The sequence below is a fragment of the Metabacillus mesotrionivorans genome, assembly GCF_052171315.1.
Taxonomy (GTDB): domain Bacteria; phylum Bacillota; class Bacilli; order Bacillales; family Bacillaceae; genus Bacillus_P.
Genome location: NZ_JBQMFF010000001.1, coordinates 357,468 through 380,626 on the forward strand (window position 1 = coordinate 357,468; position 23,159 = coordinate 380,626).

Annotated in this window: 27 protein-coding genes and 1 pseudogene; 19 read left to right on the forward strand and 9 right to left on the reverse strand. The window is 41.8% G+C overall.

The window, feature by feature from the left end; translation table 11 throughout:
• Positions 1–63: 63 nt before the first annotated feature.
• The 7 genes and pseudogenes from ACTSEZ_RS01730 (at position 64) to ACTSEZ_RS01760 (ending at position 6,364) form a co-directional block, all read left to right on the forward strand.
• On the forward strand, positions 64–387 hold the full coding sequence (locus tag ACTSEZ_RS01730) for a phosphoribosyl-ATP pyrophosphohydrolase (protein WP_369732443.1): 324 nt from the start codon (positions 64–66) through the stop codon (positions 385–387).
• Positions 384–2,810 (forward strand): DEAD/DEAH box helicase family protein, encoded by a 2,427-nt coding sequence (locus ACTSEZ_RS01735; protein ID WP_369732445.1) that lies wholly within the window; start codon positions 384–386, stop codon positions 2,808–2,810. Before ACTSEZ_RS01730 ends, ACTSEZ_RS01735 begins: the two co-directional genes overlap by 4 nt.
• Positions 2,811–2,934: 124 nt before the next feature.
• Positions 2,935–3,228 (forward strand): hypothetical protein, encoded by a 294-nt coding sequence (locus tag ACTSEZ_RS01740; protein ID WP_369732447.1) that lies wholly within the window; start codon positions 2,935–2,937, stop codon positions 3,226–3,228.
• 30 nt (positions 3,229–3,258) lie between these two features.
• The gene (locus ACTSEZ_RS01745; RefSeq protein ID WP_369732448.1) at positions 3,259–3,756 is read left to right on the forward strand and encodes a hypothetical protein; all 498 of its coding nucleotides are present in this window, start codon (positions 3,259–3,261) and stop codon (positions 3,754–3,756) included.
• Between the two features lie 76 nt (positions 3,757–3,832).
• Positions 3,833–3,964 (forward strand): annotated as a pseudogene (locus ACTSEZ_RS01750) (hypothetical protein); the annotation flags it as partial.
• Positions 3,965–4,248: 284 nt separating this feature from the next.
• A complete protein-coding gene (locus tag ACTSEZ_RS01755) occupies positions 4,249–4,959 on the forward strand; it encodes a GntR family transcriptional regulator (protein WP_369733059.1) in 711 nt (236 codons plus the stop codon).
• Positions 4,960–5,017: 58 nt separating this feature from the next.
• Positions 5,018–6,364 carry a GntP family permease gene (locus ACTSEZ_RS01760; protein WP_369732449.1) on the forward strand — a complete coding sequence of 449 codons (1,347 nt, stop codon included), beginning with the start codon at positions 5,018–5,020 and terminating at the stop codon, positions 6,362–6,364.
• A gap of 90 nt (positions 6,365–6,454) precedes the next feature.
• Here ACTSEZ_RS01760 and ACTSEZ_RS01765 read toward each other — a convergent pair whose 3' ends face one another.
• From ACTSEZ_RS01765 to ACTSEZ_RS01785, 5 genes are all read right to left on the reverse strand, one after another.
• Positions 6,455–6,772 carry a hypothetical protein gene (locus tag ACTSEZ_RS01765; RefSeq protein WP_369732451.1) on the reverse strand — a complete coding sequence of 106 codons (318 nt, stop codon included), beginning with the start codon at positions 6,770–6,772 and terminating at the stop codon, positions 6,455–6,457.
• A 49-nt stretch (positions 6,773–6,821) separates the two neighbouring features.
• The gene (locus ACTSEZ_RS01770; RefSeq protein WP_369732452.1) at positions 6,822–7,751 is read right to left on the reverse strand and encodes a DHH family phosphoesterase; all 930 of its coding nucleotides are present in this window, start codon (positions 7,749–7,751) and stop codon (positions 6,822–6,824) included.
• 171 nt (positions 7,752–7,922) lie between these two features.
• Positions 7,923–8,696: a YibE/F family protein gene (locus ACTSEZ_RS01775; protein WP_369732453.1), complete on the reverse strand. Its 774-nt coding sequence runs from the start codon at positions 8,694–8,696 to the stop codon at positions 7,923–7,925.
• Positions 8,693–9,823, reverse strand: coding sequence for a YibE/F family protein (locus ACTSEZ_RS01780; protein WP_369732454.1), 1,131 nt, complete (start codon positions 9,821–9,823; stop codon positions 8,693–8,695). The genes ACTSEZ_RS01775 and ACTSEZ_RS01780 overlap by 4 nt, the downstream gene beginning before the upstream one ends.
• 201 nt (positions 9,824–10,024) lie before the next feature.
• Positions 10,025–10,582, reverse strand: a complete 558-nt coding sequence (locus ACTSEZ_RS01785) for a GNAT family N-acetyltransferase (protein WP_369732455.1) — start codon at positions 10,580–10,582, stop codon at positions 10,025–10,027.
• A gap of 108 nt (positions 10,583–10,690) precedes the next feature.
• On the opposite strand from ACTSEZ_RS01785, the gene ACTSEZ_RS01790 reads away from it, so the two are divergent.
• Positions 10,691–11,674 carry a DUF3231 family protein gene (locus ACTSEZ_RS01790; protein WP_369732457.1) on the forward strand — a complete coding sequence of 328 codons (984 nt, stop codon included), beginning with the start codon at positions 10,691–10,693 and terminating at the stop codon, positions 11,672–11,674.
• Positions 11,675–11,738: 64 nt separating this feature from the next.
• Here ACTSEZ_RS01790 and ACTSEZ_RS01795 read toward each other — a convergent pair whose 3' ends face one another.
• Positions 11,739–12,092 carry a YciI family protein gene (locus ACTSEZ_RS01795; RefSeq protein ID WP_369732459.1) on the reverse strand — a complete coding sequence of 118 codons (354 nt, stop codon included), beginning with the start codon at positions 12,090–12,092 and terminating at the stop codon, positions 11,739–11,741.
• A 597-nt stretch (positions 12,093–12,689) separates the two neighbouring features.
• Entirely contained in the window at positions 12,690–13,280 is a 591-nt protein-coding gene (locus ACTSEZ_RS01800) for an MEDS domain-containing protein (RefSeq protein ID WP_029565285.1), read from the reverse strand.
• A 156-nt stretch (positions 13,281–13,436) separates the two neighbouring features.
• On the opposite strand from ACTSEZ_RS01800, the gene ACTSEZ_RS01805 reads away from it, so the two are divergent.
• From ACTSEZ_RS01805 to ACTSEZ_RS01835, 7 genes are all read left to right on the forward strand, one after another.
• Entirely contained in the window at positions 13,437–14,759 is a 1,323-nt protein-coding gene (locus ACTSEZ_RS01805; RefSeq protein WP_369732460.1) for a hypothetical protein, read from the forward strand.
• Positions 14,760–14,813: 54 nt separating this feature from the next.
• Complete coding sequence (locus ACTSEZ_RS01810; RefSeq protein WP_369732461.1) at positions 14,814–15,578, forward strand: phosphotransferase family protein; 765 nt, start codon at positions 14,814–14,816, stop codon at positions 15,576–15,578.
• A 12-nt stretch (positions 15,579–15,590) separates the two neighbouring features.
• Positions 15,591–16,364, forward strand: a complete 774-nt coding sequence (locus ACTSEZ_RS01815) for a Cof-type HAD-IIB family hydrolase (RefSeq protein ID WP_369732462.1) — start codon at positions 15,591–15,593, stop codon at positions 16,362–16,364.
• A gap of 21 nt (positions 16,365–16,385) precedes the next feature.
• A complete protein-coding gene (locus tag ACTSEZ_RS01820; RefSeq protein ID WP_369732463.1) occupies positions 16,386–16,760 on the forward strand; it encodes a YunG family protein in 375 nt (124 codons plus the stop codon).
• A gap of 344 nt (positions 16,761–17,104) precedes the next feature.
• Positions 17,105–17,593, forward strand: a complete 489-nt coding sequence (locus tag ACTSEZ_RS01825; protein WP_369732464.1) for an NUDIX domain-containing protein — start codon at positions 17,105–17,107, stop codon at positions 17,591–17,593.
• 18 nt (positions 17,594–17,611) lie between these two features.
• Positions 17,612–18,121: a GNAT family N-acetyltransferase gene (locus ACTSEZ_RS01830; protein ID WP_369732465.1), complete on the forward strand. Its 510-nt coding sequence runs from the start codon at positions 17,612–17,614 to the stop codon at positions 18,119–18,121.
• A 30-nt stretch (positions 18,122–18,151) separates the two neighbouring features.
• On the forward strand, positions 18,152–18,568 hold the full coding sequence (locus ACTSEZ_RS01835) for a hypothetical protein (protein WP_369732466.1): 417 nt from the start codon (positions 18,152–18,154) through the stop codon (positions 18,566–18,568).
• A gap of 40 nt (positions 18,569–18,608) precedes the next feature.
• Here ACTSEZ_RS01835 and ACTSEZ_RS01840 read toward each other — a convergent pair whose 3' ends face one another.
• Positions 18,609–19,628, reverse strand: coding sequence for an NAD-dependent epimerase/dehydratase family protein (locus ACTSEZ_RS01840; RefSeq protein ID WP_369732467.1), 1,020 nt, complete (start codon positions 19,626–19,628; stop codon positions 18,609–18,611).
• 148 nt (positions 19,629–19,776) lie between these two features.
• Between ACTSEZ_RS01840 and ACTSEZ_RS01845 the strand changes: the two genes are divergently transcribed.
• The gene (locus ACTSEZ_RS01845) at positions 19,777–20,277 is read left to right on the forward strand and encodes a DinB family protein (protein ID WP_369732468.1); all 501 of its coding nucleotides are present in this window, start codon (positions 19,777–19,779) and stop codon (positions 20,275–20,277) included.
• 64 nt (positions 20,278–20,341) lie between these two features.
• Here the strand turns inward: ACTSEZ_RS01845 and ACTSEZ_RS01850 are convergent, their stop codons facing one another.
• On the reverse strand, positions 20,342–20,470 hold the full coding sequence (locus tag ACTSEZ_RS01850) for a hypothetical protein (RefSeq protein WP_369732470.1): 129 nt from the start codon (positions 20,468–20,470) through the stop codon (positions 20,342–20,344).
• A 110-nt stretch (positions 20,471–20,580) separates the two neighbouring features.
• Between ACTSEZ_RS01850 and ACTSEZ_RS01855 the strand changes: the two genes are divergently transcribed.
• Genes ACTSEZ_RS01855 through ACTSEZ_RS01865 form a run of 3 tightly spaced genes read left to right on the forward strand, consistent with a single transcriptional unit; the run spans position 20,581 to position 23,062 of the window.
• Entirely contained in the window at positions 20,581–21,378 is a 798-nt protein-coding gene (locus ACTSEZ_RS01855; RefSeq protein ID WP_369732471.1) for a GNAT family N-acetyltransferase, read from the forward strand.
• A gap of 23 nt (positions 21,379–21,401) precedes the next feature.
• Complete coding sequence (locus tag ACTSEZ_RS01860; protein WP_369732472.1) at positions 21,402–22,400, forward strand: HD domain-containing protein; 999 nt, start codon at positions 21,402–21,404, stop codon at positions 22,398–22,400.
• Positions 22,397–23,062: an HAD family hydrolase gene (locus ACTSEZ_RS01865; protein WP_369732473.1), complete on the forward strand. Its 666-nt coding sequence runs from the start codon at positions 22,397–22,399 to the stop codon at positions 23,060–23,062. The genes ACTSEZ_RS01860 and ACTSEZ_RS01865 overlap by 4 nt, the downstream gene beginning before the upstream one ends.
• Positions 23,063–23,159: the final 97 nt, after the last annotated feature.

Consider the following 23,159-nt stretch of genomic DNA (forward strand, 5'->3'; position numbering starts at 1 on the left):
TCATTCTCTATTCCTGTAAAATAGGGATTAATTAGAAAAAAATTGTTTTGAAGGAGTTATCTCATGCCATCCTACAATAAACTAGTCCGAGATCGTATTCCGGAAGTAATCGAACGTACAGGAAAATCATTTAATACAAAACTATTAACTCAAGAAGAATACATAAAAGAACTAAAAAAGAAAAGCTATGAAGAACTTGAAGAGTATATGTCAGCTGAAACTAATGAAGAAGCTTTGGAGGAGCTTGCAGATGTCCTTGAGATTCTCCATGCATTTGCTGCTGTTCATGGTTCTTCTATTCATGAAGTAGAAGAACTTCGAAAGAAGAAAGCTGAGAAACGCGGGGGATTCCAGGAACGAATTTTCTTGCTGGATGTTGAAGATTGAGTAAGGTTCAGTTAATAACCAATCAACTTGCCAATCGGCTGATTGAAAAAATGGAAACAGCTGATACCATTTATATCTTAACCTCTTTTGTCATGAAATCTGGGGTCGATTTACTAGAGAAGCCATTACTGAAAGCAGCTGAGCGGAACGCCGACATCAAGATCTGTACAGGAGACTATTTGTACATTACTCAACCTGAAGCGATAGAGAAGCTTGCTGCGATCCATCCTTCGATTGAAGTTCGAATGTGGAAAAGCAATGGAGTCAGTTTTCATCCAAAAGCCTATTTATTTGAAGATGAGAGAAATGGGACATCAATTATTGGTTCTTCTAATCTCTCAAGGTCTGCTTTAACGAAAGGCTATGAATGGAACGTAGAAGTAGATGAAGAGTCTGATGGGGACTTATTTTTGACCGCGTCGCAAACGTTTCTTGACGTTTTTCATCATGAACAGACGATTTCTATAAATAAAGTGACGGCAGAATTATATAAATCAGAATACGAAATCTTTCATGCGAAAACTCCTCAACTCGTAAAAAAGTGGACGACATTAGAAGAACAGGATTTAATGCTTCCTGTTTCAGACGAAAAAGCAGATATTGTGAAAGATCCTCAAGTCCTATACGGATCCATACAACCAAGATTTGCACAAATTGAAGCATTAGAAGAATTAAACACTGTCTATGAATCAGGATACGATTCCGCAATGATCGTAATGGCAACCGGATTGGGGAAAACATACTTAGCGGGATTTTTTGCAGAGAATTTTCCAAGGATTTTATTTATTGCTCATTTAGAAGAAATTCTTTATCAGGCAAAGTCTTCTTTTGAAAAGATTATCCAAAATCGTTCGCTTGGAATCTATAATGGCAGAATAAAAGACTCAAAAGCATCTATTATTTTTGCTTCTATCCAGACCTTGAGCAGAAAAAAGCATTTGGAAGTGTTTGATGTGACTGCGTTTGATTTAATCATTGTCGATGAATTTCATCATGCTGCTGCTGCTTCCTATCAAAAAGTAATCAATTATTTCAAACCAGCGTTTCTACTGGGAATAACAGCAACTCCAGATCGTAATGATAATCGAGATGTTTACGATCTTTGTAAAGGAAATGTTGCGTATAAAATTGACTTTCTTGAAGCGATTGAAAAGAATTGGCTGTCTGCATTTAAGTATGTTGGTATATACGATGATACAGATTACTCCAGGATTTCGTGGCTGGGTTCAAGATATGAAGAAGAAGAGCTTTTGGCTGCACAGCTCAGACAAGGGATGGCTGATAAAATAATAGAGGCCTGGAAGAATCATAAACAGTCTCGGACGATTGTCTTTTGTTCTTCTATTAGACAAGCTGACTTTTTATCACAGGCTTTTTCAGATAGAGGATACAGAACAGTAAGCCTGCATTCACAATACAAAGGACTCAATCGGAATTTCTACGTTGAACAGCTTGATCGTGGGGAACTGGATGCGATTTTCACAGTGAATCTTTTCAATGAAGGGGTCGATATCCCGTCTGTAGACACACTTTTATTTGTAAGACCGACAGAATCATTGACCGTGTTTACCCAGCAAATAGGACGCGGACTAAGGCTTCATCCTGATAAAGAAAAATGTGTCATTATCGATTTAATCGGAAACTATCGAAATGCAGATCTTAAGCTTAGTTTGTTAAGAGTTCCTTTTTCAGTAGATAAGAAGAAAACAGGTGCTTTACCATCGTTGCCTGCAAACTGTGTGCTTGATATTGAGATGAAAGTAATTGATTTGCTGAATGAAATGATGAGGAAGAAGCAGCCGAGAAAAGAGATGCTGCTGGCTAATTACAATAAGGTAAAAGAAGAACTAGGGAAAAGGCCATCTTATTTAGAGCTTCATTTAAAGGGAGCAGAGCCGGCTTCAGCATATAAAAGTGAGTTTAAATCTTACCCGGCTTTCTTAAATTGGGCAGATGAGCTCCATGAAAATGAGAGAAGGGTTTTTGAAGTATATAAGGATTGGTTTACTGAAGTTGAGAAGACAGTAATGACGAAGAGCTACAAAATGATCGTGCTTCTCTATATGCTTAACAAAGGTCCTGAAAACTGGCTAAAGCTCATTACACCGGAAGAGGTGGCGCCATTTTTCTTTAACTATCTGACCGAAAAAGAGTATAGAAAAAACATTGACTTTTCAGGAAAAGCAGCCGTGGAAATGTGGAACGGAGATTTGAACAAAGTAGCCAAACTAATAAGAGATATGCCGATGACTAAATGGAGCGGGAGTTCGAATGGGTTGGTTATCTTTAATGAAGGGAAATTCTCTTTTAATTTTACAGTGAATGAAAATGATGAATTGCAATTGTACAGATGGACAAAGGAAATTTGTGAGTATCGTTTGCATGAGTATTTTGAGAGGAAGGATAGTAAGGTTTTTAAATAGAATTGAAGATTAACCCGTCCTTATATTGGGCGGCTTTAAGTTTATTATATTCAACTCTCTTTAGTGATTTCAAGTTATTGTTAATAGTGAGGTATGTATTATCAGAAATGGAAAGGAGTTTTTTATGCTTTCAGTCTCAGAAAAACTTTCAATCTTCAAAAGTTATTCATCACTAATTGAAAGAAAACATAAAGATAACATCAGGATCTCATATAAACATCCAAATGCAAAAAAACTTCAGAAAACTGTCATCACTGAATTTTCTACTGAAACTGGAAATGGTTATGTATGTGGAAAATATCTTTCAGATGTCCACTCTTATTCGGTAGATAAAAGAGGGTGGATCAATATTAAGAATTTTAATGAAGCAAATTTAAGAAAAGTAATCGAGGAGTCTATGAAATCATTAGAAAATTAACTTGTATAAAAAGAACGGGAGTGGATGAAATTGAATCATACAATCTTAATTCCAAACCACATTAGAGGAAGAAGTATTCACAATCAAGTAATCCCAACAGTTTGTAACATTAAGAATATGTTAAACAAACTAATTGAGCTGCAAGGTAATTTTAATGAACTAAAACAGTGGGAAAAAAGCAGTCATCGTGCTTACAACCTTGAAAAAATTCAATTGAGTATTATGGCAGCTTCTGAGGAAGAAAGAATTGATCTCATTAGAAAACATATTTTATCAGAAGACCCTAATGATCTAGGAGGTTGCTGTATAGACATCTACTTGGTAGCTTATGTTGCGGAGACTTACGGTACAGGAAAGAAAGTGTTTTTTGATTATGTATTGAAGAATGGAATTACAGAAAAAGAAGGATCAGCACAAGCGATCTGGCAAGTAGGAAAAGGTGATGGCGTTTATTTGGGAATCTTGAATGAGGACGGCTCAATTAAGGATTGGAATTTTATCGCTGCGTGGATTAAAGGAGTTAAGTAAACTTAGTTTGAGTCTCCAAAAATCAATATATGGAGACTCTTTCATAACATTCGGATTTTAATACTGCCGCTTTCTTGGGGAAAACATCAGCCTTGAGCAAACAGCAGAACTGTATAAACAACTTATCCGCCGCGGATACGACTGTATCAAAACAGAAAATCTCTATGTTTTTGACGGGGAATCGGGTTTTTCGGCTGTGCATGGATAAAGTCAGTTTATAAGGTTTTGTTCGTAGTTACGTATTCAATGTGTTTTATCGCTGATAGAAAAAATAAAATACGACATGCTGATAAAAGATAGCCAAACCTGTATTCAGATGAACTGGTTCGGTTTTTTCCTTTTAGAAGTTTAATCGATTGATAGTGTAACCTATCTTAAACAAAATCCCACAAGTTAAGCGTTTGCAAAAATGCCTTTTCATGTTACTATACTTGTATACAAGTATACTTGTCTATTAAATGAGGTGGCATTTTGGTAAACAACATAGAATATATGTACCCGGAAAAATGGATGTTAAAAGGTTCGATTGGGGATCGCATTACCTCGGAGCTTCGGATGCGGATTATTTCAGGGTTAATTGAAAGCGGAACCATCCTCTCTGAAAATAAGATTGCTGCTGATTTTTCTGTAAGCCGTTCACCAGTACGCGATGCAATGAAGACGCTTGCATCGGAAAATATGATTCGGCTGGAACGGATGGGGGCGGTTGTTGTCGGACTGTCTGAAAAAGAAATTCAGGAGATATACGATGTTCGGCTGCTGATTGAAACGTTCGTGTTCGAAAGGCTTGTCAAAGAGGATACGAAGGAGCTTGAGAGAGAGCTTCATAAAATTGTGGAAATGATGAAAGTCGCCATCAAATATCAGGACGCAGATGAATTCTCTTTTCAGGATGTCCTCTTCCACGAAACCATCATCCGGTCTGCAGGTCATTCCTATATTATGATGATCTGGAACAATTTAAAGCCTGTTATGGAAAGCTTGATCCTGCTTTCAATGCGGGCCAGGTTCAGAGAGAAATACGAAGATTTTGAAAGGATCCTCAATAATCACGAACTCTATATCAATGCGATTACAACAAAGGACCGTGAGCTCATGAAAATGTCGCTGCATCAAAACTTCGATGATGTACAGGACAAAGTTGATGACCTTTGGATGTCTCAGGAACTGCTAAATAAAGGGGTAGGAGACAGAGAAGAGTAGAGTGTGTACATCATTGAAATTGGTACATAGAGTACCAGACACTAGGAGGAAGTAAAAAATGCCTTTAATTATAGTAGGAATTGGAATTATAGCCTTATTGGTGCTGATCATGGGGTTAAAACTGAATACGTTTGTTTCTTTAATCATCGTGTCATTCGGTGTAGCACTTGCCCTTGGAATGCCTCTTGAAACCATCGTTAAAACGATTGAAGCCGGGTTAGGCGGAACACTTGGACACCTTGCCCTTATCTTTGGTCTTGGTGCTATGCTGGGTAAATTAATTGCAGACTCGGGCGGAGCCCAGCGTATTGCTATGACTCTAGTGAACAAATTCGGTGTGAAGAATATCCAGTGGGCTGTTGTCGCTGCATCTTTCATCATCGGTATCGCTCTTTTCTTTGAGGTTGGACTCGTCCTTTTAATTCCTATCGTTTTCGCTATTGCACGACAGCTGAGAGTTTCCATTCTGTATCTCGGTATTCCAATGACAGCGGCTCTGTCTGTAACCCACGGCTTCTTGCCGCCACATCCGGGTCCGACTGTTATATCAGGTGAATACGGGGCGGATATTGGCCAGGTTCTTCTTTACGGAATCATTATTTCCATTCCGACAGTTCTTTTGGCAGGCCCTGTTTTTACAAAAATTGCGCAGAAGATTGTTCCTGAATCATTTACGAAGACCGGAAGCATTGCCTCTCTGGGAGAACAAAAAACGTTTAAGCTTGAGGATACGCCAGGCTTTGGCATCAGTGTATTTACTGCCTTGCTTCCAGTGATCCTTATGTCCATTGCAACCATTATTACTCTGGTACAAAATACAGTCGGGCTTGTTGACAATAGCTTCCTTGCAGCCATCCGGTTTATCGGTGAAGCTGGAACGGCCATGCTGATTTCCTTACTGTTTGCCGTCTATTCCATGGGAATTGCCCGCAACATTCCAATGAAACAGGTAATGGATTCTTGTACGACCGCCATCACTCACATTGGGATGATGCTTCTGATCATTGGAGGCGGCGGTGCTTTCAAACAAGTATTGATTGACGGAGGTGTCGGAACCTACGTAGCTGATCTTTTTGAAGGCACTTCCATGTCACCTATCCTGCTAGCCTGGATTATTGCAGCCATCCTTCGCATCTCGCTTGGATCAGCGACAGTGGCTGCACTAACTACAGCCGGTCTCGTTATCCCGATGCTTGGCACGACTGACGTAAACCTGGCTTTGGTTGTACTTGCAACGGGCGCTGGAAGTCTGATTGCATCCCACGTTAATGATGCAGGTTTCTGGATGTTCAAAGAGTACTTCGGCCTTAGCATGAAAGAGACGTTTGCCACTTGGACCTTGCTTGAAACCATCATTTCAGTAGCAGGACTTGTATTTATTCTGTTGCTGAGTCTGTTTGTTTAATATCTCATGTAAAGGCGGTAGGACCAGTGGTTCTATCGCCTTTATTATAAAAATCTATATCTATGTAAATTCCGGCACTATTGTTGAACTTTAGAAATCCTCTAATCTCGTAAAAATAGAATCAAACTCATTTCTTTCAATCAGATCTGAAATCACCCTGCAAATTCGCTCGCTGCTCGCGATATCAATCAGGATCATATTGCTTCCCCATAAATAAGCGCCATGTAAACATTCCCCTGATATCTTATTTTTCTCCCGCAGACTTTGAATGTTTTGATAGGTGAAAAAAGTGGCCGTCCATCTAGAATGATCTGACAAGGTTACGACTACATCGAGATTTGCATCATCTGTATTCCATTCGCCTTCAGCCCATTCTTCAGCTTCCATCCATATATGTAATACTTCCAATCGTTCTCCCTCCAATATTCATGTCATTCTTACCAATAGCTTTGCAGGCTTACTTTACATTTCCTAACCTCTCAATCATCTCATCAGCTTCCGCCCACGAGGAAAGCAAGGCGCCGGCAGCCAGGCTGTGTCCGCCTCCGCCATAGTTCTCCGCAATTTCGTTTACAGGAACCGTTTTTGAACGGATTCGGACTCTGATCTTGCAGTCCTCCTGAATGAAAAGTACCCAGATGCGCGCTGCTTTATATGCGACAAGGGCATGAATCAGTGGTGCTGCCTCAGAGGAATTGAGACCAAGGTTCTCAAGCATGTCCTTTGTTACACTAAGACTGGCGATTCCTTCTTCAGTTACCTGTGCGCGGTATGAGACAAATTGTTTCCATTTCGAAAAGTCAGTGCCGCTCTTCTTCATCAGACGATGGATACGATCTGGTTTAAAGGCGAATTTTTTTATCTGTGAAACAATCCTCAACGTTCGTTCACCGGCCATTCCATTCTTAAGCATGCCTGTATCTCCCATTATTCCTGCATACAATGCAGCAGCTGCTTCATTTGTCAGAATAAATGTCTCCGGATAGGAAAAAAACAAATTCGCCAGCATCTCACACACCGAACTATAAGAAGGGTCGATCCAGGACACATCCCCATAGTTTTCTCCATTAGAATGATGATCGATTTTTACGAGCGTTGTACCCAACAGGCAGCGTTGATCACTGATTCGCTTCGTTTCCGCAGTGTCACAGACAATGATAAGAGCATCCTTGTATTCATGGTCTTCAATCACATCCATGCTGCCGATCCATTCAAGGTTCTCTGCGTCGCTGCCCACAGCAAAGACCTTCTTTTCAGGAAACGACTGCTGCAATGTTTTTTGTAGAGCAACTTGTGAACCTAGTGCGTCAAAATCAGGATGGATATGGCGGTGAATGATGATGGTGGGGTGGGTGGTGATGGCTTTTAAAATGTCTGATTGTTCCATGGATTACACCTCATTCATTTCTAGTTCTATCCTATATATATAAATATTTTACTCACTAATGATTCAGGAGAATGGTGATGATTGTAGAAGAAAAGCTCATTGTGAATTCAGACAAAAGGCTGTTCAAAATGCTAAACAGTTCTGAACAGCCTTCTTTTCCAATTTTATTAATCAATCCTCAATCCCTCTAGTATCCCTTTTAATATAAAACGCTGCGGCAATCCAAGAGGTAATCGGAATGACAATGGCAACTCCTATTCCAGCACACATGATGGTGATGATTTCGGCACTGAAGACTTTTGAGTTGACGATATCTCCAATAGAATAAGATAAATCTTTAAACCAGATCAGGAGTCCGAGGTAGCTGCCAAAAAAGGCGAAAAACAGTGTGTTTGTGTTTGTGCCTAGAATGTCTCTTCCGATGGATAAACCTGATGTGAATAATTCTCTTCTTTTTATGCCCGGATGATGCTTTACTATTTCATGCATCGGGGATGTAATCGAGATGGCAATGTCAGTAATGGCGCCGATTGTACTCATGATAATTACAGAAGCTCCAATTTTGACAAAGTCGATTCCAATGAAAAGGGAAAACATGCTTAATTCTTCTACTTCTTCTTCTCCAAAACCTTGGATCATGAACTTATCGGTCAGAATAACAATGAGAAAGTAGAGCATAGCCAGCGTAATCATTGTTGAAATAAAGGCTGCAGTTGTTTTTTGATTCACTTCATTTATAAAAAATAAGTTCACGCAGCTGATAATAGCAGATGCAGCAAGCGTTAAAAGAATTGGATCAAGATTTGGATCAGCCATGAAAAGGATGGCGAGAAAAAGGATAACAAAATTCAGGAATAAAGCCGCAAATGATCTTGCCCCTTTTCTGCCTCCTATCATAATCATTAACAGAAACAAGATGGCAGCTAAACATACTAATGTATTCATACTCTTGCCTTCTTTCTGTTAATAAAATAGAGAGATGTATAAAGTCCAATTGGGATTGTGAGCACAATTCCAATCCCCCCGGCCAAAGCCCGGGCTAATTCCAATGATAGATTCATGGACAGAGTATATCCAAGCGGCGATGCATTTTTAAAATACAAAATCAACATGGGAATGGATCCGCTTATGTAGGCAAAAAACAGAATATTGGTCATAGGCCCCATAATATCTTTTCCGATTTCCAGGCCTGATGCTTTAAGTGCTTTTATAGATATTTGAGTGTTTTTTTCGTAAAGGCCAAAGATAGAGGAGGACATGGTGATGGCTACATCCATGACGGCTCCAAGGGATCCGACCAGTACCCCAGCAATAAACACGACCTTCGGTGGGCGTGTTAAAAACTGCATTTCTTCATATCTAAGTCCATTACCAGATGTGAGCTTTAAAACGATCATGGCTATAAACAAAGAAATAAATGTCCCTAAAAGGGTCGCAGTAATGGCTGCATATGTTTTTCCGTTAAAGCCGTTGACGAGCAGCAAAGAAATCACGGTAAACAAAATGGCGCTTATGCCGCAGATGACCAGCAAGCCCAACCCATTTTTATTCAGGTAAACGTCTAATGCATAGGACAAGAGCAGTCCATTGACAGCGAGGCTGATGACAGAGAAAAATCCTTGTTTTTTCCCTACAAGCAGCAATGTGAAAATAAACAGCCATGATGCGATCATGATATATTTATCACGCTTTACATCTTTTACCGTACCTGTTAAGGAGTTGTTAGTACTGCTGTCAATCGAGACAAACAGCTCATGTCCTGCGTGATATTTTTGATCGAAGGCCCCGGATAAGGAATATTCATTTGTCAGAGTGATCAATTTCCCTTTATCTTTTCCATTTTTCAGCTTTGCTGTAAGCTGCTGTGTGTACAGCCGGTCTTTATTATTATGCATGTCAGTCTCTTCAGCTGAACCTGTCTGAGATGTCTTTATGACTTCTGCAATGGGCCGATCATAAAATGAATGGTTATGATGCACAAACAGAAGAGAAGCCGCGCAGCAAAATAATAGTACAGCAGCCACCAACCATTTGTTGGAAAACGATTCGAGTATTCTTTTTGTGACTTTCAATACAAAACCTCCAGCCATCTCTCAAACATATTGAGAGGTGCCTCTAATCTACTGAGACACTATCCGATATTCCTCTGCAAAAAAATGGGACATGCAGAATACACGGCATGTCCCGTTTACAATGGATTAAGAATAACAGTGCAGGTTTTAGTTCGTCAATGACAGCTTTAAAAATCAGAAAATAAGCTGAAAGCAGATACTTCAGCCTTGCTCTCCCTCGCAGTCTTCAGGATTCAAAACCGCAAGCATCACATGATCCTCCCACTTCCCGTTAATCAGGACGTTCTTCTTTGCCAGTCCTTCTTTATGAAAGCCGGCTTTTTCAAGAACGCGGATGGAGCCTATGTTGTGGGGCATGACGCCTGCTTCGATCCGGTGGAGCTTGAGTTCATTAAAAGCAAAGTCCAAAATCAGTTTGACTGCTTCTGTTGTATAGCCTTTGCCGTTATGATCCTTGTCCAAAAAGTAGCCGAGAACTGCGCTTTGTAGTGAGTGGCGCAAGACCTGGAAGAGGCTGATGGTGCCGAGCAGTTGATTGGTTTCGTTCAGATAGATGCCAAATTGATATTCGGCGTCTTTTTTTGCTTGTTTTTCGTAATTTTCTATCATTTTTTGCTGGGTTTCCAGTGTGTAAAATTCCTCTGTGCGAATCATGGAGTATTGTTCAAAAAAGGCACGGTTTTTAAGCTGCAGTTTCAGTCTGTCTTCGGCATCCTGTCTTGTAAAAGGTCTTATGTGAATTCGGCTGTTCCTGAGCATATGTAAGTCATCTCCTTCATCCTGTATTTTAGCGCAGTTATCATAAATAAAGAATATTTCATGAGGATATACTATACGTGAAATTTTAAAATCGGGAGGAACTTCACTGTGACGAAGCAGCTTGCCTCATCTGAAATCGGTAACCTTTCGATGACCTATCACCAGAAAACGATGTTTGCACGGATGCTTGAGCATTTTTTACATACGCAGCAAAATGAAAAAATTAAGCAGCAGCTCCAAAGCTATTATGATCAGGAGACTGCTTATATTAATGAAATAAGCGGAATTTTCCAAGCTGAAAAGATTGTCATGCCTGTTGGGTATAATGACAGCGATGTGAAGCCTGATACGCCGCGGCTCTATGATGAGTATTTTGATATTCTATTTCTGAGAATTCTGATGAAAGTGACTATAGGGCTTAATGCACTTCACCTTAGCATGACCTACCGGAGCGATATGTCTGATTTGTTTATGAGGATGTCTCAAAGCTCTCAGCAAACCTATACGGCTGCGACCCAGTTCTTGCTGGATGAAGGGATTTTGACGAGACCGCCGATGATTCCGATGCCTGATAAAGTTGAATTCGTTAAGGAAAAAAAGTACATGGCAGGCTTTGATGCGTTCAGTGAAAAACGCCCGCTGAATGCCATTGAACTTTCGCTGCTCTATCAGGGCATTGAAACCAACATTCTTGGGTTTCAGCTCTTGAAAGGTTTTGAGCAGGCATCAGACGACAAAGAGCTGAAGCAATATTTTAAAGAGGGAAAAAATCTCGCGAAGCAAATCATCGAATCGTTCAGTGAGACATTGCTGAAAAGCGATATTCAGCCTCCAGCAGTTGCCTGGGGAAATCCGACATTTTCAGAGGAGTCTCCTTTCTCGGAAAAAATGATGATGTACCTGACCAATTTGCTGAGCAGCTTTGGTTTGACGAGCAATGCACTCGGCACTTCCTTCAGTCTGCGGTCAGATCTGCCCGCTAAAATGACGATTATTGCAAAAGATATTTTTACCTATGCGAAAAAGGGTGGGAAGCTCATGATTAAGCATGGCTGGATGGAAGAGCCTCCTCAGACTTCGAGGCAGAGCTAAATATATGAAAATTGAAAGCACTGCAATTTGCAGTGCTTTTAACATGTCTATACTTGTTTCGTGCTCACTCAAATACTTGGCGCAATTCAATCTGGCCTTCTCCATGTCCTTGCGGGTCGGGCATCCGCAGGGCCCATTTAACGGCTTCTTCCCTTGACTCCACATCGATTAAAATAAAGCCGGCCACTAAATCAGTTGATTCAGTAAACGGCCCTTCTGAAATGACGGGGTTTTCTCCCGGTACCGGAAACGAAATGCGGATGCCGTTTGAACTTGGATGCAGTCCTTTAGCAGCTACCCTTACGCCTGCTTTTATTAATTCTTCATTAAATGCCGTCATGGCTTCCATGAGATCAACGCTTGGAAGATTTCCTGCTTCTGAATTTTTCGAGGCTTTGACGATCAGCATAAACAGCAAAAAAATCGTCCTCCTTAAATAAAATAGCTGATATTTGTAAGGTTGATAAAATTCACTTAACATTTTCGTTCTTGAGCCGTTTTATCCTCTTCATATCAGTTGGAACAGTCTAAAAGAATTGAAGGGTATGTATGTAAAAAGAAAATGTCCCTGCTTTTTTTGCTTTTTGATATCCCATCAATTGCTCCAGCTGATTTACAGGGAACCAAATTCGCTTTTTGATACCCTATCAATTACTCCAGCTGATTTATAGGGACCCATAATTGCTTTTTGACACCCCATAAATTGCTCCAGCTGATTTATAGGGACCCATAATTGCTTTTTGACACCCCATAAATTGCTCCAGCTAATTTATAGGGAACCATATTTACTTTTTAATACCCCATAAATTGCTCCAGCTGATTTATAGGGAACCAAATTCGCTTTTTGATGCCTTATAAATTGCTCCAGCTGATTTATAGGGAACCAAATTAGCTTTTTGATGCCTTATAAATTGCTCCAGCTGATTTATAGGGACCCATAATTGCTTTTTGATACCCCATAAATTGCTCCAGCTGATTTATAAGGTTCGTTTTTTTCATAGAAAACAAAAACTGCTCAGCATCTATCGCACTGAGCAGTTTTTTCTGGTTTTACATAACTTTCTGAAAATCGAAATTGAGTATCTGTCATGATATATTTATGGCTTTGTTCAAGCGCAGCGTTAGCATCATCTGTCAAAGATGCATCTCGGTAGGCACAGACAGACAGGATGTTTTCATTTAGCACAAACTCGTCAGATGAGGTTTCAAAGCTTTCCAGCAAGGCTGCATCAGACATGTTGGACATCCACTCCACGTGCGCCCACGTGCGCAGACGAACATTTTTCTCTGAGAGACTGCCTAAATCTCTGTCAAAATAAGCGAGAATGGATGCAATATTGAATTTGGAGTTTCCTGAATAATAATCAAAGTTGTTCACTAACCTGATTGAATTCTGTTCTTCTTCTGTAAAATGATTTTCTATATAATGACTTACTTTATCTGAAAGTTTCATGCTTTCAATCAGCAGAATCTGCTCGTTTTTCTTAAGCCCGTCATGAATATATGAAGCTACCTTCTCTAAGTAGATTTCTTCATCCTTAAAGTGGTAATACACGTGTCCTTCGTTCAAATCAGTCAAGGTAACGGGTTTATAAAATGTGTTCATGCTCTCACCCCTGTTCCACTCAAGCGTAACACACTTGGAGGAAAATAGCGAACGGGTGGTCGTGTCACCCGCCATCTTTAAAGAATCTTAACAAGGAAATGACAGGTTCATGCAGAATATAGGGTGTGGGAGAAAACAGCTGAACGGAGGAGTAAGATGAACCAGCCAAAAGCATACGGGACGTTTTATAAAAACCGGAATTTAACGTTCCGGGAGTCTGCATATTTGCAGTTTGGAAACAGTGAAACCTCGATTGGAAGCTTTCTTATGCTCAACCCTGGTGGTGCAAGCTGTGAGGACGTCAGAAACATGCTTCATGGAGAGCGTATTTTTACCGAAATGGCACTTGATCCGACGATGCATCAGATTGTCAGGCTGATGGAGGCCTTTAAACCGCTTGAACCGCTGAACGGAAGGGTGTATCTTTTCAATTTATTTACGCTTCAGAATACAAAGGACAAAGAGGCAATTTCTCATATTGAGTACCTGGGCGGAAGAGGAATTGTGAGGATTGAGGATATGGTCGCATCAATTGAAGAGCTGAAGCGCCATCCATGGATCTGCATTGGCTGGGGCGTCGGGGCGTCGGATTCACATACATTTTTAAAGCAGCTGAAAGGCAGGTGGCTTGAGCGGATTAAATCGGCTGATATTCCTTCTTTTGGAAAAATAAATCCTTTTGGAGACTATTATCATCTTTGCCCGCAGCTTGTATCAAGGAGAAATTTGCTCGCTGAAGAGCTTAGGGATATGTATGTTCAAAAAGTGAAATCTTCCGCATTGACTGAAGTGACAGAATTTACGTCTTCAGCCGTTAAGCCAAACCTTTATTGCAGGTCTGAAATGGATTTGCATCAATCCGAAAACGGATGGAGTATTTCAAGTCAAAATCCAGAACGGATTGTAAGAAGCTATTCAGGACTTGCCATTCGGAAGGGGTATAAACTCAGGGCCTATTCATACAAGGCTGAAGGCGAAGCATCTTCTGTTGTTTACGCGATTCCGCACGACAAGGAATTAATCATGCCTGCAGAAGTGATTGCGAAGGATGAAACTCCGAAACCCCAATGTCCTTCGGATCATTTTATGTGCGCGTTAGATGGTGACCGTTCTCCGCTTTCTTATCTCCATGCTGCGGTCGTCTATCATGAGCTCGGGGAGTTCGGCATCAGCCGTCAAACCTGCTACTGGAGTGCAGACGATATTCTGCCGCTTGATGAAAAATTGTATGAACAGGCAGACAGTGTCGTGGATTATTTGTACACTCTTGGCGACTGGAATGAGTTTAAAACAATTCCGCCCACGCTCAGACCGATTTTTTATTATGAAAATGATCACCCGACAGTCGTATTCTACACTAAAAACGATGTGGGCATGATCAAGCTCAGCCGCTATACCCATACTTTTGAAAAAGACAGCTATAAACAAAAGGTATTTTGTGAGGAGCTTGCTTTTGCGGGGATTGGGATTTTGTTTTAGGCGGCAGTAAGCAGACATTGAGCACAGGAGGCGGACAACATAGCTGAAACCGTTTTGGGCACAGGCAATACAGCTAAAGTCATTTCGCGTGGTGGCGGGAAAGTGGCAAAAGTGTTTCACGCACATATTGGAAGTGACTTTATTGAATATGAATTTACGATTTATAAAGAAATAGCAAAGACTCCATTACAGGTCCCAAAACTTTACTCTTTCGAAAAAGAGAAGTATGCCCTGATTTTTGAACGGATTGATGGAAATTCCCTGATGGCTAAGATGAAAAGCAATCCGCTTTTCATGCCGATTCACATGAGGCGGATGGCAGAATGGCATGCAGACATTCATCAATGCCGAGATCTGTTGCTGCCTCTTCTCAATGACAGGCTTGCATCGCGAATCAGTCAATGCAGTGACTTGACGGAGAGGGAAAAAGAGAAAATACTCTTTCATTTGGACGGGCTGCCTGATCATGAGAGAGTCTTATGCCACGGTGATTTTCATCCTGACAACGTTCTGATGACTAAAAAAGGACACGTTATTATTGACTGGGCGGATGCATCGGCTGGAAATCGGCTGTCGGATACCGCGCGGTCCGTTCTTCTTATTAAGTATGGCGGGCTGACTTCGAGTCCGGTTCAAAGAATGTTTCGCCGTCTATTGGCCGGATATTATGTAAGGTGCTGTAGAAGAATAGGTCCGTTTGACATGTCAGAGCTTCAAAAGTGGATTCTTCCTGTTGCAGCTGCAAGACTTTCAGAGAGTATCGGCGAAAGGGAAAAAGAGGCGCTTCTGAAGCTGATCCATGCAAGAATAAATGAATAAAAGGAGATTGGCATGACGTACAAGATCGTGTTTTTTGACATCGATGGAACGATTACGCATCACGAGAACGGGACTATTTCTGCACCGACCAAAGCAGCCGTAAAGCTTCTGCTTGAGAAGGGGATTACAGTAGTCGCAGCCACTGGCAGACCCCTGTCCATGTGCGGTGAACTTATGGAATTGGGGATTGAAACCTTTATCACCGCAAACGGCGGGTACGTAAAGCATAAAGATGAGATCATCCATAAGGTCCCTCTGGACAAAACGATTGTGAAGGAAGTAACGGCATTTGCAGAAAAAGAGAAGCATGCTTTGTCCTTTTATACGGAAGATTTCAAGATGAATGGCATACAAAATACGTCCATTTTACGCGCATTAAAGGAAACGCTTTCGCTGACTGAATATCCCGGCGTTCACGTTGCCCCTTCTCTTGAAGAGGTGTTTTTGCTGTGTTTATTTGCGGGGGAAACAGAAGCGGACCTATATAGGAAAGCTTTTCCCCATCTGACTTTCAGGAGATGGCATCCATATGTGCTGAACGTCTTGGATAAGGATGTCTCAAAATCACTTGCTATTTTAAAGACGCTGGAATACTTCGGGTGCGAGCCGGCTGATGCCGCTGCCTTCGGTGACGGTGACAATGATATTGATATGATTGAACTTGCAGGCCTTGGGATTGCAATGGGAAACGGCAGCGCAGGAGTAAAGAAAGCGGCGGATTTTGTGACAAGGACATCCGGGGACGATGGCGTCGTTTTTGCACTGAAGAAATACGGGATCATTTAATATAGAAAGGAGTATCCAATGATGTCTATACAGTTTTTACACCGTGCGCTATTAAACTCATGGTCTTTAAATTCAAGCTCCAAATGGACCCCGGAAAATCCGGCAAAAGGGCAGTGCGGAGTAACGGCTCTTGTGGTTCATGATCTTTTAGGCGGGGAGATTATGAAAACCTATGCAGTAGAGGGGTGGCATTTCTATAACGAGCTTGACTCTGTCAGGGTTGACTTTACAGCCTCTCAATTTGATGGTGACCTGCAGTACGGTGACATCCCATCAAGCAGAGAAGAAGCGTTTGCGGATACGAATCAGCTGCAGTATGATGATTTGAAGAAGAAGGTAGTTGATGAGTTGCAGCGGATGGAATCGTACCCTATAAAACGGAAAGCGAATTTATAGGGTAAGGAAAAGTCGGAATCGTCCCCTATAAAACCGAGAAACGAAATTAGAGGGTAAGCAAAAGCCAGAATCGTACCCTATAAAACGGAAAAACGAAATTATAGGGTAAGCAAACGCCGGAATCGTACCCTATAAAACGGAAAAACGAAATTATAGGGTAAGCAAACGCCGGAATCGTCCCCTGTAAAACGGAAAAACGAAATTAAAGGGTAAGCAAAAGCTTGAATCGTACCCTGTAAAACCGAGAAATGAAATTATAGGGTAAGCAAACGCCAAAATCGTACCCTGCAAAACGAATTTATAGGGTAATGAAATTCCAACTAAAACAAGAGAGGCGGAAAACAATGACCTATCACATGAGAGTAAGAGCAGGCGGCTTAATCATTGAAGATGATGCCATTCTGCTTGTTGAGTTTCACGATGAAAACGGACTGCATTACAATTTGCCTGCCGGCGGGGTTGATCCAGGTGAGACGGTAAAGGATGCCGCCAGGCGGGAAGTAAAAGAGGAAACGTCTGCTGATGCTGAGGTCGGGCCGCTCGCTTTTGTTTATGAGTATGCCCCGCATCTGAATGCAAATAAGTACGGGGAAACTCATTCAATCGCACTCATGTTTGAATGCAGGCTGCAGAAAGATTCTGTTCCAACGATGCCAGCAAACCCTGATCCAAATCAGACGGATGTCAGGTGGGTGAAGCTTGCTGATCTTGATAAGGTGGTGCTCTATCCAAACCTTTGCGGGCATATCAGATCCTATTTGGAAAACAAGAGAAACATAGAATTGATTGAGGAGCAGTCGCTGGAGGATTATGATCCTGCAATCATGACATAAAAAAGGAGTACATACAGCGTGAAAACAGATCTGCATATACGATTGGCTGAACCAGATGAGAGCAGTCACATTATAAAATTGCTAAGAAAAACAGCTCTATGGATAAAAGAACAGGAAATTAATCAATGGAGCTATCTTTTGGACGGCGGAGAAGATGAAGAGATTGTCAGATGTATAAAAAACAATGAAACCTATGTCGTTCAGCAAAATGACAAACTTGCCGCAACTTTTACCCTGTATCCCTCTCAAAATGAATGGGATCAGGAGATATGGGGGCAGCAGGAGGAAGACGCGATATACCTTCACAAGCTTGCAGTTGATCCCGCCTATATGAAACAGGGAATCGGAAATGTCATCCTGTCATGGATTCCGGAGGCTGTCAGAGCTGACTTGATCAGGCTTGATTGTGTAGCCGATAATGAAAAACTTAATGCTTTTTACAAAGAGAATGGGTTTGAGCTGACCGGAGTAACAAAAGGGCACAGCAAATATCAAAAGCGAATACATAGAAAGTCTCCTTTGTTATAATAGGCGATATGGATGGAAGGGAGTGATCCAATGCTCTACATATGGACGATTGAGAAAATCATTGAATCGGAATTAAAAGAATTAAAGATTTATATCGACTATGAATTTGACAATCAGCTGCCTGCCCCTATGAGCTACAACATTTCAACCAGGACGCTTAAATTTAATTATCTGCAGATAAACGGGTACAGAGGAAAGATAAGGGTCAGAGAAACCGATGAAGACTTTGTCAGACTGATTCTTTACCATACTGTCGGGTACTACCTTGATTATCAGAAAAACAAGCATGACATCCGGACGCTTGTTTATGGCGGGGATGAGGAAAAGCAGGAGCTCTTGTCCCAAATTGAAACAAATGCCTGGGAGTATGGCAGAAGCCTGGTGCCCGAGCGTTTGCTTGATTCTTACGATAAGATGCGGGAGCTTGACAGTTTGCTTGTTAAATAAGGAGAAACGGCCACCCCTTTTGGGATGGCCGTTTCTGTTTTCAAAGCTTTAGTTTCTGTTTCTGCAGCAGTTCCTGTTCCTTCTCCCTTGAGATTCCTGCTTTCAGGTCGGAAGGTTCCCGGCTCTTTTCCCAGTCATAAACATCGCGGATGGTCTCAGTGAGTGATCTGAACGTGAGACCGGCTTCAACGGCTTTTTCTATACTGATCTCAAACGTTCCTTTCCAAGGTTCCTTTTCACCCCCAAGAGGAAAGCGTTCAGGGATCCATAAAGGCATATCTGTCCAAGGTTTTATCTTGTTTTCAAGCAGGAAGGCTTCGTCTGTCCAAACAAATTTTGTCGTGGTGGATGAGACCGATTTGCAGGTTTGGAGGATGTCTTCCATTGTCTCTTTTTGACCAGTGGCGTTGTAGGTGCCTCCCCTTCCTTGAAGAATCATATTGAAGACCCACACAGCAAGATCTCTTACATCAATCATCTGCACGGGACGGTCCGGACGGCCTGGCACAATTACCTGCCCTCCTTGTGATACCCTCTGAACCCAATAGGGAAGTCTGTCTGAGTAATCAAACGGGCCGACAAGCTGGCCTGCTCTTACATTCAGCACCCGTCCCGGCCAGTGCTTTTCAGCCTCTTCTTCACTCAGTGCCTTCAACGCACCATAATGTTCATATGGGGATAGCGTTCCTTTCTCACTTTCCGCAAGTCTTTCATCCGAAATCGTCTGCAGCGGATAGTCTTCCTGAATACCGGCGGGAATCCAGTCCCGGTAAACAGAAATGCTTGAAATGAAGGTGTAATGACCGATATCTCCAAGGAACTCTGAAGCTTTTCTGATATGATGCGGAGCAAAACCGGACGTGTCAATGACAGCATCCCATTTTCGGTTCCCAAGCGCCGTCATATCACCGTTTCTGTCTCCAGTAAGCTGCTCAAGCCCTGGAAAAAGGCCTTTGTTTGTGCCGCGGTTTAACAAGGTAACCCTATAACCCCTATTTAAAGCCTCTTCTGTAAACGCTCTTCCGAGAAAACGCGTCCCGCCTAAAATCAAAATGTTCATTTCCATTCCTCCCATCCTTTTCATACCATTCTCTGTTATTAACGGTTACCCCTTTTAAAAAGATACGGGAAAAAGAAATAAAGGAATCCATGGCTTTTAAAAGAAAGTATACAAGGTTGTTCTCTTACAAAAGAGGGAGGTAGAGCTAATGCGTGATAGTCAATTGTTAAAAGGATTTATTACGGACCTTCAAACTTATCCTGACCATAAATTACGAGAAATTCCATCTGACGGGGGCTGGTCACTTGGACAGATGTATCAGCATCTGATTGAGGTTTCGCTTGAGTATTTAGAGAATGCAGAGGCGTGCAGTAAAGCTGCAGCAGATCCTGATTTAGAAAAGTCAGAAGGAGGCAAGGCACTGTTTGAGCGAGGCGGTTTTCCTCCCATTAAAATAAAGCTGCCTGATTTGCCTGGAAATACGCCAAGCAATAACCGCTCAAAACAGGAGCTTTTGCAGGGATTTCTTGAAGTAGAGAAAAGAATGGAGCGGCAGGAAAAGAAAGCATCGAAAACGAATCCTGCCTGTAAACAGCGGCACGGCGGGTTTGGCTGGCTGAATGCTGCGGAATGGTATGTGCTTGTTGACATGCATCTTCGCCATCATCTGAGGCAGAAAAAAGAAATTGAGCAGAAAATAGGCCTTTAATCATTAAATTGAAGTTTTCTTTCAACGCAAAAAGGACTGATTCCAGGCAGTCCTTTTTCATTCTCTAATACTCGATTTCGTCAAAATCCTTCGGCTGCGGGACGGGCTGTCCATTTTCAACGCGGGTAATGTCTTTTACCGTTTCCATTTCTTCCTGTGATTGCGGCTGGTTATTTTTGTTTTCTTTTTTCATAAAAGGCTCCTTTTAAAATAATCGATCTGTATTTACTGTTTCTTTAGGGTTAAAAAATATGCAGGCTTTATTGTTGAATTTTTCACTGAGTAACCGGAAGAGGTGTACATATGTCATCCGTAGTAACGAAAGAATTGGCCGTCATTCTTGATGAGTCGGAGATTGAGGCACTGGAATCGAGGCTTAGAGCTATACAGAACATGCAAGGGAATCCAATGGACGTTGCCATAAAAAGAGTTGAAAGCACAGCTGCATTTTTAGTGAAAAATATTCCCGGACCAGCCTATAACACTGTGAGAGGTGCTTCGGTGGAAACGCTGGATGACATTCTATGTTTTTACGAAGAACGGGAGATTCCTGCAAGGTTTGAAGTGACTCCTGCTCAATCTTCCCCGGAGCTATTTAGAAGCCTGTCAGCAAGAGGTTTTTTTCAAAGCGGTTTTCATACGGTGCTGTATGGGGAAGCAAAGATTCTTTCAAGCAGACCGGTTTTGGATATTAATGTTCGTCCTCTTGAAGCCAGCGAGTTTGATCTGTTCGGGGAGATTTATACAATAGGCTTTGGCATGCCTGAATTTTTAAAACAGCCTGTAGCACAGAACAATCTGGTTCTTCATGGCCATGAGGACTGGCGGTTTTATCTGGCAAGTATCGAAGGCAAAGCTGCCGGAATCGGTGTGCTTTTTATGAAAAACGGCATTGGTACAATGGCTGCTTCAGCTGTCCTGCCGGAGTACTGCAACCGCGGAGTGCACCGTGCGCTGCTTGCTGCAAGAATAGATGAAGCGAAACAGCATGGCTGCTCCATCATAGCCGGACAGGCTTCATTTGGAAGCGGCAGCCAGCGGAATATGGAACGTGCCGGGATGAAAATTGCTTATACAAAGGCGATTTGGGATCCTTTTTAAGGACGAAGCAAGGAGGTTTTGTGTTGCTGATCAAAGACAGTATTTACGGTGAAGTAATAATAGATGGTGTTTTAGAAGAACTGATTATGAGCGGACCTCTTCAGCGGCTGAAGGGAATTCATCAGGGCGGGGCCGGATACCTTGTTAATGAAAAATGGAACGTTACCCGCTATGATCATTCTGTCGGCGTTATGCTTTTAATCCGCATGCTCGGAGGCACTCTTGAGGAACAAATAGCAGGATTGCTGCATGATGTTTCCCACACTGCGTTTTCGCATGTAGCAGACTATGTGTTTGAAAACAGGGATGAGGACTACCATGAGATCATTTTCCGCTCAGTAGTAGAAAGCTCGGATATACCTTCTATTCTTGAAAAGTATCGGTTCGACTACAGAGACATCCTTCTGGATGACTCCCAGTGGCAGCTGCTCGAGCAGCCGGCACCGGATCTCTGTGCAGATCGAATGGATTATACGTTGAGAGATATGTTTGAGTATGGTGTGATTTCTTCTGATGATATCAACTGGTTTTTAGATAAAGTGACGCTTGCTGACGGGAAAATAGCTGTGAAGGATATTCAGTCAGCTGAATGGTTTGTGAAAACCTACTATCAGGAGGTCATCGATTTTTTTATGGACCCCCTGAACATATACGCTAATGACATTTTGTCCAGAGCGTTGAAAGCAGCCATGTCAAAGGGTTTCATAACTCGTGATGATTTTCTGGAGGATGATGAAGAACTGATGTCACAACTAAGGGCTGTAAATGACAGAGAAGTAAAAGAGCTCATTTCAAAACTGCACGTTCATGTAAGAGTTATGGAAAATGAACTGGAATACGATCTGCACCAGAAAAACAAAGTCCGGATCATTGATCCCTTGACATATGATGGCGCAGATATCAGAAGAGCTTCCGTATTATCTGAAAAAGTGAAGACGATGACCTCTGAAGCGTTAAAGAAAGCTTTAAGCGGAGTGTATGTAAAAATCTTATCCGATAAAAAGGAGAGACATGCGACATGAAACCAAAGCTGCTTTTATTCGACCTTGACGGCACTCTTTCTGATCCTGGGGAAGGTATAACTAAATCAGTTCAATACGCCCTATTAAAGATGGGAATCGATGAGACGGATTTAAAAAAGCTGGAGGGATTTGTGGGCCCGCCTCTGCAGGTTTCATTTGCTGAGCATTATTCTTTTTCAGAACAGGAAGTTGAAAGAGCGGTCTCTTACTACAGGGAGCGTTTTAAAGAAAAAGGCATGTTTGAAAATAAGGTATATGACGGCATTCCTGAACTTTTGAGCGGGCTGAAGCAAGTTGGGTGCAAGTTAGCTGTTGCCACCTCTAAGCCGAGTGTATTTGCTGAAGAAATTCTGAGATTTTTTCAGATTGACCAATTCTTTGACCTTGTTGCCGGCAGCAGCCTTGACGGTACAGGAGCTTCAAAAACTGAAATCATCCATTCTGTCATGAATCACTTTCCAGGAGTGAAGAAGGAGGATATGGTTATGATCGGGGATAGAAAACATGACATCATCGGTGCTGTTAACACAGGCATTCGCTCGATTGGCGTGACGTACGGATATGGATCAAAAGAAGAACTTGAGGAAGCACAAGCAGGCGTAATTGTTTCATCTGTACAGGAGCTAAGGGGGCTTCTTCTGAGGAATACTGTAAAGTTATAAAACGTATTTAATAATATTTCTATTTTAAGGTTCATAGAGTGGCATTGTCTCCATTATATATCCAGAAATATCGATAGTTAAAAAAGCAGCGAACCAG